Source organism: Enhygromyxa salina, assembly GCF_002994635.1.
GTDB classification, from domain to species: domain Bacteria; phylum Myxococcota_A; class Polyangia; order Nannocystales; family Nannocystaceae; genus Plesiocystis; species Plesiocystis salina_B.
On record NZ_PVNL01000145.1, the window covers coordinates 1 to 8,729 of the forward strand.

General features: G+C 68.8%; 5 protein-coding genes. 1 reads left to right on the forward strand and 4 read right to left on the reverse strand.

Annotated features, from left to right (window positions below):
* Nucleotides 1-192: 192 nt before the first annotated feature.
* Nucleotides 193-2,247: a vWA domain-containing protein gene (locus ENSA7_RS39695; protein ID WP_146158686.1), complete on the reverse strand. Its 2,055-nt coding sequence runs from the start codon at nt 2,245-2,247 to the stop codon at nt 193-195.
* 287 nt (nt 2,248-2,534) lie between these two features.
* Between ENSA7_RS39695 and ENSA7_RS39700 the strand changes: the two genes are divergently transcribed.
* Nucleotides 2,535-4,649 (forward strand): S8/S53 family peptidase, encoded by a 2,115-nt coding sequence (locus tag ENSA7_RS39700; protein ID WP_106094656.1) that lies wholly within the window; start codon nt 2,535-2,537, stop codon nt 4,647-4,649.
* Nucleotides 4,650-4,667: 18 nt separating this feature from the next.
* Here the strand turns inward: ENSA7_RS39700 and ENSA7_RS39705 are convergent, their stop codons facing one another.
* The 3 genes from ENSA7_RS39705 to ENSA7_RS39715 all read right to left on the reverse strand — a co-directional run bounded on the left by ENSA7_RS39705 (nt 4,668) and on the right by ENSA7_RS39715 (nt 8,450).
* Nucleotides 4,668-7,478 carry a CHAT domain-containing protein gene (locus tag ENSA7_RS39705; RefSeq protein WP_146158688.1) on the reverse strand — a complete coding sequence of 937 codons (2,811 nt, stop codon included), beginning with the start codon at nt 7,476-7,478 and terminating at the stop codon, nt 4,668-4,670.
* Nucleotides 7,475-7,834: a hypothetical protein gene (locus tag ENSA7_RS39710; RefSeq protein ID WP_106094658.1), complete on the reverse strand. Its 360-nt coding sequence runs from the start codon at nt 7,832-7,834 to the stop codon at nt 7,475-7,477. The genes ENSA7_RS39705 and ENSA7_RS39710 overlap by 4 nt, the downstream gene beginning before the upstream one ends.
* Before the next feature lie 175 nt (nt 7,835-8,009).
* A complete protein-coding gene (locus ENSA7_RS39715; RefSeq protein WP_146158689.1) occupies nt 8,010-8,450 on the reverse strand; it encodes a hypothetical protein in 441 nt (146 codons plus the stop codon).
* Nucleotides 8,451-8,729 lie beyond the last annotated feature (279 nt).

The window sequence follows — 8,729 nt, forward strand, 5'->3', positions numbered from 1 at the left end:
GGCTCGGGCGCGGGCTCGGGTTGGGGCGCGGGCTCGGGGCTGGCGATGTCGGCGAAGGCCGTCGCGGAGCCGGTGGCGAGGGCGAGGAACGCCACGAGGGCGAAAAGGCGAGCGGGGACGCGTGGTCGGGACATCGCCGGGAGTATACCCGCGCGGCTCGGCGGGCGGGCGCCGTTGAGCGTCCGGCCGAGATCAGGGCAGCTGCACCCGCCAGGTCTCGGTTGCGACGAAGTGTGGGTCCAGAGCGAGGCTCCACGTGACCTGTTCCATGCAGGTGCGAAGCGGGGTGCTCGTGCTCGCGGTCGTCAGCACGACGTCGAGGATCTCGACCGAGCGAGTCTCGAGCACGAGCTCGGCCCCGAGCCCGTCGCCGCCGCAGCGTGTCCACCCGTCGCGCAGCTCACCCTCGAGCCAGGCTCGCTTGTCAAAGCTCGGCCCGCCGCCCGCGAAGCCACCACCACTGCCGCTGCCCGAGCCCCACAGGCCGACGTTGCCGATCCCGAACGCCCCCGCACCCTCGCGCTCGAGCCCCTCGGTCGAGGGCCGCACGCCGGGCTCGATCGCCAGGTAGCTGGTGACTGGTGAGACCGCCTTGCCGCGCATCGCGAGCTGCATCATCTCGGGCTCGGTCAGCGACCACAGCACCTGCGAGCCAAACACCAGCGCCGACCAGCGGTCGCCGGTCTCGCGGCTGGGCTTGGCGGTGTGGTGGACGGGGATGTTCCAGGTCACGCCCTCGACGCTGAGCTCGCGCCCGGGCGTGGCCGAGAGCAGCAGATCCTCGAGGCCCTGACCCTCGTCCAGGGTCGGCTCGAAGCTGTCCCAGTAGTAGTCGTCGTCGAGCGAGAGCCCGTCGACGCGGACGCGCAGGTTGTCGATGCGAACCGGTCGCGCCCATTCTTCGAATACGTCGCGGGCGACGGCCTGCTCGTCGGCGTCCGCCCACGAGCTCGGGATCGAGGCCGACCAGACCACGCCGCGAGAGCCGGCGGCGAGCGCCGACCAGGGGTGCTGGTCGTCGCGCTCGAGCCACGGGCCGCCATCGGAGACGTCGGTCAGGTGCAGGATCGCGTCGCTGTGGTGCACGGTCGCCGCATAGTGTTCGGGGGCGACCCGCGACGCGGTCTCGAAGTCGGTCATCAACACGATCCGCCGGGGCCCTCGCTTGGACTCGCTGAGCAGCTCGGCGGCCTTGGCCAGCGCGAGCCCGACCTCGCTGCCGTTTCGCTGGGTCAGCGTCGCGGCGTCCAGCAGCTCGATCGCACGCGCGGCGGTGACGAAGCCCGGCGAGAGCGAGTGGACCTCGCGATCGAAGCCCAGCAGCGCGACCTGGGTTGCGAGGGCCGGATCCGCGAAGTGCTCGAGGTAGGTCTGCGCGGCCACACGCTGGGCCTGCACGTCGCTCGGGTCGAGCGAGCGCGAGAGATCCAGCGCGATCACGACCTGCGCGTGCTTGGGCACCTGCGAGATCTGGGGCGCGAGGGTCAGCCGCCACGCGGCCAGGTGCTGCGCGCCGGTCTCGACCGACGCCAGCTCGAGCGAGACCGGGGCAGGGTCGCGGGGCGCGAGCTCGATCTCGATGTCGTGATCGAGGGTGAGCGTGTGCCCGCGCGCCACCACCTCACCGTTGACGAACAGCTGATCGAGCTGCTGCGCTGGCGTGAGCTGCAGGTCCGCGGCGAGCAGGTCGGAGCCGAGCGCGGGCAGCCACACGTGCCAGCGACCATCGGCCCAGGTCGCGGGCATGCTCAGCGTGTACTCGATCGTCTTTTCCGTGTGGGGCGCGACCGGAAACACCTGCAGGGCCAGGAAGGTCTGGTCGCGCCAAGACAGCAGCGCGGGGTCTTTCGGGTAGTAGCCGCCGATCCCCGTCAGCTCTTCGTAGCGCGCCGCGGCGGCCTCGGCCTCGAGCAGATCCCCCGAGAACCAGTGCGGTTTGCCGTGCAGCTCGCCGAGCGTGCGCAGCCCGGTCGCAACCGAGGTCTCGGGCACGTTGATCCAAAACATCGCCTCCTCGTGGCGATCGATCCCGTTGTGCACCGTTCGTCGGACCTGCAGGCTCGCGTAGCCGCGATCCATGGTCAGCTCGATCTCGTGCCCGCGCTCGACCAGCAGCTCCGCGCCGCGGGTGCCATAAACGTCGTCGCCGCCGGCCTCGGCGTCACGCGGGAGTGACGAGAGGGCGGCGGCGGTCAGGGCGATGCTCAGGGCAGCGCGCGGGTTGAACCCAAGCGGGGAACTCGACATGCGCCCACCGACCGCGATCAGCTGGCGAGGTTCCACGCAGACCCGACTCGAAGTCGAACCCTACTGTCACGGGACGCCGTCTGCGTTCCCCCCGCTCTCTGGCGTCCGGTACCCACGGCCCGACTGCCAGCAGTTCGGCGACCGGCAAAAGTGCTCTATCCTGGCCCGCCCAGGTCGCTCGGGCACGGCGCGCGTGTTTGAGCAGGCGCGGCGCTGCGCGATGTGCTCGGAGCCGCGTCAGATCTCAGCTCAGCCTAACAATGGTTCGGGTGCGGAGGACCAAACACATGACCCACGAACTCGCCAAGACACTCCTGATCTCGATCTTCACTGTGGGCCTGGGCGCCTGCGACAAGCCGACCGCGCCGCAGGCAGGCAGCACCAAGGCCGACGGGATCGCCGACCCCGCGGCGATCAACGCCGCGGCGGCCCCGAGCCTCGTGGGAGCCTCCGGCAAGGGCTGTCCGCCCGCGGGCGCGACGAAGGCCCCCCAGGGTCAGCTGTGCCCCAAGGGGCGGGTCGTCGGCTACTTTGGCAAGTCCAAGGGGTGCCCGTCGCCCTACAAAGGTGCGCCGCCCAAAGACAAGTACTGGAAGGTCGAGCCGATGTTCAAGGGCTCCGCCACCCTGGCGGCGACGAAGGGCTCCCCGCTGGGCCACTATTGTCGCTACGTGTGGATCGAGGCCGGCAGCGCTCCGGGTGAAGGCTCGCCCGATCGCGCGCTGCTCGACGCGCTACCCGGCAAGCTCGGCCCGGACTGTCGTGTGTTCCCGCAGAGCCCTCTGGCCCGTGATCTCGGCCCGCACTACGAGCGGGCCTTCGCCGAGGGCACCGAGCCCGTCGACACTTCTGGGCTGGCCGTGGGGTACCCGGTGCGGCTCGAGATCGTCGACACCGCGCCGACGCAGACACTCAGCGGGCAGGCCGACCACGGCCCCACGCTCGCGGCGATCGCTGCCAAGCTGGCCTCGGGCTGCGCGGTCGGACTCGGTCAGCCCAGCTGCAGGCGCTTGGTCGAGACTCAGCTGGGGCTCCCGCAGACCCGGACCGGACCCGACCTCGCGAACGGCGGCTACTACGGCTACCAGAGCGACCTCGCCGAAGGGGTCATGCGGGCGCTCGACGTCATCAACGGCGTCGACACCAAGCTGGTGGTAAACCTCTCGGTCGGCTGGGAGCCGACGCCCGGGGAGTTCGCCAACCCGTCGCCCGCGGTTCAAGCCGTGCGCGACACGATCGGCGCCGCGCGATGCAGCGGCGCGCTGGTGGTGGCCGCGAGCGGCAACCGTCCGCAGGGTACGTGTATGAGCGAAGCTGTCAGCCCCGGCGCGTGGGCCGGTGAGCCTGGGCTCGACGCGGCGGCGTGCAACGGGCTCGGCGTGCAGAACCCCGTGCTCGGGCAGGCGCCGTATCCGTTCTTGCACGCCGCGACGCCGTTGTCTTGGAGCGGGGGCAACCTCGCCGACTTCCGCGAGGGCTCCAACGCCCAGCTCGCCGCTGTCGGCTTCGCTGGGTTCGCGGATGGCAAGCGTCAGTATGGGCCGATCACCGGGAGCTCGGTCTCGACCGTGGTCGTGTCGGCGATCGCCACGCTGGTGTGGTCCAACTACCCCGACCGTGGCGCCGATGAGATCATGGGTGCGCTGTATGGCAGCGGGATTGCGACGGGGAGGAACGCCGACCTCGCGCTGCCGAGCAACAGCCAGATCGCGCCCCCTCGGCAGCGCCAGGTGACCGCGTGCCGGGCCTTGCAGCATGCGTGTCAGGCCTGGAGTGGGGACCAGAACGCGGCGCTCACGAACTGCGCGCTGTCGCTGTTTCAGACCTGCGCGAACTCGTCTCAGGCACCGGTCGTGGATGTGGGGGCGTGGCGTCAGGGGTTCGACACCGCGCTGGGGTCGGCGCAGGTCGGGCAGGCGTCGGGTCCAACCTGGACGGCGAGGACTTGTAGTGGGTGTGACAATCGGCCGAAGTACATGAAGCGACCGCAGGGGAGCGCCGCTGCTACGACGCCGCTGTGGGTGGTTCCGCAGCCGCACAAGGCCCCGTGTCCGATGTGCAAGATCAAGAGCGACAACGTGTATCTCTCGCTGGAGACCACCTACGACGGGATGTCGCTGCAGAACATGTCCATTCAGCTCTACGATGCGACCGGCGCATCGGAAGTGCTCTATTACGACGCCGCGAATCTGCCCACCCTGAGCTCGACGCAAGTGCAGGAGCTCAAGGATCCCGAGCTCTTGTCCGTCAACCCTGGCACGACTGGCACGACTGGCACGACTGGCACAGTTGGCACGACTGGTACCAGCGGTGGCCAACCTCCGGTCGCGGGCTACATCCAGATGGAGTTCCGCGACGGAACTGTCACTGTGGTGGCCGGCAACCAGATCGACGTGCAGTAGGGTCGGCAGCTATCTGGCTCAAGGTACCCAGGCTCGCCAGCGCAAGATGCTGCGCAGGCCTGGTTCGCCCGGTTGAGTTGCTTCTATCGTGGCGCGAGCCAGCTCCGCGCGCTGCTGGGTCGTTAGCGCGCGCACCAATATGTCGGGATCGGGCGTGGTTAGCTGGCGGTACAGGCGATCGGCGAGCGAGAGTGCGATGTCGTCGTCGACGGGACCACTCGGCGCCACCACCAGCTCCGCGCCAGCCAGCAAAAACGCCGCAGCGAGGTTCATGCCGCCATCGATGATTTCGCCGTCGGAAGAGCCGGCGCTGCAAGCCCCCAGCACCACCAGTCGCGGCGCTCGCTGGGCCGCGACGATGTGGGCTGCGGTCACGCGCCCGGCCTCGGGCACCTCAATAAAGCTGCGCCACCCCGCCAGCCCGGCGTGATGACCATGACCGCTGTAGTGTAGCAACATCGGCTGTTGGGCCGCGCTAGGCGACCACGTGGGCGAGACGGTCCAGCCATGCGACTGCAGCTGCTGGGCGACCGTCGCTACCTCGCGGGTGACGGCGTCGAGGTTGGTCGCGCCCGCGACCACGGCGGCCTCCCGCGAAGCCGCGGCGCCAGTGGCCGGAAGCTCGCCGAGCCCCAGCGAGTAGCGTACGGACAGCTCGGGGTGAGTCGGCCGCGCCAGCAGCAGACGCTGGAAGTCCACGCTGACAAATTCGGCGACCGGTATCACGACGAGGGTCTCGACCCCGCGCAGCTGCGACTCGAGCTGTTCGAGGGCACGCCCCGCGAGTTCGCTCGCGTCACCTTCGGCCGTCAGCGCGACTACGGTCGGACGTTGGTCGGCGCGGGCGAACATGAACCACCAGCCTGTCCGCGTCGGATTGGGCAGCATCGTCAGCAGCGCCCGCTCAGGCGTTCGCGGCAAGATCCGCTCGCAGCTCCAGCTAGGGGCGTCGCGCTCGACCAGCGCGGTCGCCTGCGCAAGCAGCACATCGCCCTGCTCGCTCTCGGAGCGAAGTCGCTGCCGCAGCGCCGCGAGCTCAGTTGTCGACAGCGCCCACGCCTGCTCGAGCGCGGCGTTGATCGTTGCTTGTCGCTTCTCGAAGCGACCCAGTAGGTCCTGGTACTGAGTGAGAGCTGCGCCGCTCAACGGCGGCCGCAGCCGAGCCCACAGCGCCCGCAGGTGCCTAGCGCGAGCGCTCGCGGCCACGCACAACGCCTGCTCGGGTTGGTCGAGTTCGAGCAGCAGGGAGACGTGCTCCGCGTCAGCTCGGCTGTGTGCGGTCACCAACATGCTGCGCCCAGCCGAGCCAGGAACCGACAGCGCGAGCTCATCGGCCAGCTGCGCTCCGCGAGCGTGGGCCTCGAGCGCGGCTTGCTTGCGGCCCTCGCTATAGGCGAGCTGGGCGACTGCGCTGGTGACCAGCCACACGAGCTCAGGATCCTCGGCTAGGTCGGCCAAGGCCTCGGCGCGCTCCAAGTGCCCAGCGGCCGCAGCCGGTCGCTCGCGGCCAAGCGCGCTCCGGGCTGCGATCAGCTCGAGCCACACCAACTCGAAAGGCGCGAGCACAGATCGATCAACGCTAGCGAGCACGGCTTTGGCCCGCTCGAAATCTTGCGACTGCACGGCCGCAAGCGCGATGTTCAAGCGCGCACGAGCAACGCTCTGGTCGTCACCGCGGGCGGCGTATACCTCGATGAGCTGCTCGAGTGTCGCTGTCGGATCCGTAATCTGCGGGTCGTCTTCACGGCGTAGCAACGCCAACCACGAGATCCCGTGGCGGATGTCGACGACGACCTGATCGTTGTCTTGGGCCCCGTCGAGGGCTGCCTCGAGCGACTCGACGAGCGACTCGACGAGTGCCTCGGCCTCGGCGAAACGACCCAGCCGCGTCAAGGTGGTGGCCTTCATCAACTGCGCCGCGCCGACCATCCGCCGGTCGTCGATCAACTTCGCGAAACGCGAAACCCGCTCGAAGCCGTCGTAAGCTTGGTCGAGCCGACCGACGATCAGGTCAAGATCAGCCTGGTGATACTGAAGATGAACAGCAACCCTGAGCTCCTGCGCGCCCACTTGTTTGGCCGCGTCGATGGTTCGCTGCGCCGCGTTGATGTCGTGCTCCTCGTAGAGCTGCACCCAGCTCGAGATCACATACGCGTGGCCGAGGCAGCCCACGGCTGGCCCCGCGCGCAGTTGCTCGATCACCGCGGGTAGCTCACCGCTACCAAGCGCCAGTGGGGCCGCGATGCAGCCGGCGAGCGCCGCCTCGTCGGCGTCGAGCTTGGTCACACCAGCCGCGAACAGGGCGCGTGCGCCCTCGGGGTCACCGGCTGCATACAGCGCGTCGACGTTTTTCTCTAGCTCGTCGTAGTCGCTCGAGCGCGGGGCCAGCTGCATGGACCAGCGGGCCCGGGTGGTGTTCGGGACTGCGTCTGGCGAACTCACGACAAGCTCCAGTAAACCCGCCGGATCCGCCACCTCGAACTGCAAGAGCAGGCCCTCCGGCTCGACGAACACGCGGGGCGTGACAGCCTCGCCCGCGAGTCGCAGCTCGAACGGCGTTTCGGCCTGCTCAGACAACCACAGGCTCAAGGTCTCGTCACCGGCCATCCGGCAGCGACGCCCCTCGGGTCCAACGAGGAGCCTGCAGCCCCGCACCGCCACCGTGAGCTCCGCCGCGTCCGGCAGCACGGGCGGCGGTTCGCGTGGCTGAGTCTTCGTCTGCTCCGTGGTCGCCTCGTTGCTGGTTGCGGACCTGCACCCGGCCAGCAGCGTGAGCGACGACGCCACCAACAACGCCCCCCACAGCAAACAAGCTCGGCAGCGGTTCACGGCCACCCGAATGCCTGACGCAACAACAGCCCGATGACCACGCTCGCCGCGTTAGCGAACGCCGCCCAAGCCAAGCTCCTGCGCAGGCCAAACGCGCGCAGCCACGCGGCCTCGGCCGTGATCGCAAACAGCTCAGCGACGATCACCATCGCCAGCCACGAGCCGGGGACCAGCTTTGGCATCACGAACCACACGATCGGATGAGTGATCGCGCTGGCCCCAAACGCGATCGCCAGGGCGACCGGCCAGCGCTGGCACACTGGCTCGCGGTTGGGCAGACGCTCGAGCAGGGCGCGGATGTAGATCGGCACCTCGATCAGCTGCGTGAAGCCGAACGCCAACAACCATGCGTTCATGCGCGCGACGATCCCCGAGCTGGTGAGTGAAGCACCGAGCCAGCTTAGCAGGCGAGCCGATCAGCATGAAGCACTGGTGGAGTCCAACGCTCCTGGACCAGTCCGTGGTCGGTCTGGTGCTGGAACACCGCGCCGATCGAGCACGGGCTCCCAGGTGCGTCTGAGCCATTCCTGGCTAGGAACCAGAGCACGTCTCGTCGATCGGGATGTAGTTGCCGACCGTGTATGTCGCGGTGGCGTCGGTGATCTCGAACTCCACGTACGCGCTCGTGGGCGGCTGGCCAGTGCTGCCGACCGTGCACAGCTCGCTGTCAGGGTGGACCACCTCGCTGGGAACGTTGGGCACGGTGATCGTCGTCCCATAGTCGATGAACTCTGTCGCGGTGGCGTTGCTGAGCTCGATGCTGACGTTGGTGACCTCGGCCGGGTTGTAGTCGGTCGCGAGGCTCAGATAACCCTTCCCCATCTTGACCTTGCACATCGGACACGGCGCCTTGTGGGGCCGCAGCTGGGTGAACTCCTCATACGACTCAGCGCCCTCGTCACAGCCCGAAACGGATGCTCCGATCGGCAAGAACACCAGAGCGAACACCGCGGCACGTGTGGAGATCGACATGGCGGCGAGCCTACGCGACCCCAGTGCCACAGGCAACAACCGTCGCCGCAGCGCTCCCAGATCGGCGCCGTACCACAGCGCCTGACCCCTGATGAGCGACGCGCGGTCGATCGCAAAGATCCAGTACTCTACCCAAGCGTGGCTCCACCCAATCCCCACCTCGCGCCTGGCCTCCGTCTCCTCCTGCACTGCGGACTCGTGCTCAGCATGCTGTCTGCCTGCAACGAACCCGCGGCAGCCCAGCCGCAGCGCGAGGCCCCCAACCCGGCGCCCCCAACC

Excerpts from the sequence above, each read along its gene's own strand:
- ENSA7_RS39695 (WP_146158686.1), bottom strand. The coding sequence starts at position 2,247 with ATGTCGAGTTCCCCGCTTGGGTTCAACCCGCGCGCTGCCCTGAGCATC.
- ENSA7_RS39700 (WP_106094656.1), top strand. The coding sequence starts at position 2,535 with ATGACCCACGAACTCGCCAAGACACTCCTGATCTCGATCTTCACTGTG.
- ENSA7_RS39710 (WP_106094658.1), bottom strand. The coding sequence starts at position 7,834 with ATGAACGCATGGTTGTTGGCGTTCGGCTTCACGCAGCTGATCGAGGTG.
- ENSA7_RS39715 (WP_146158689.1), bottom strand. The coding sequence starts at position 8,450 with ATGTCGATCTCCACACGTGCCGCGGTGTTCGCTCTGGTGTTCTTGCCG.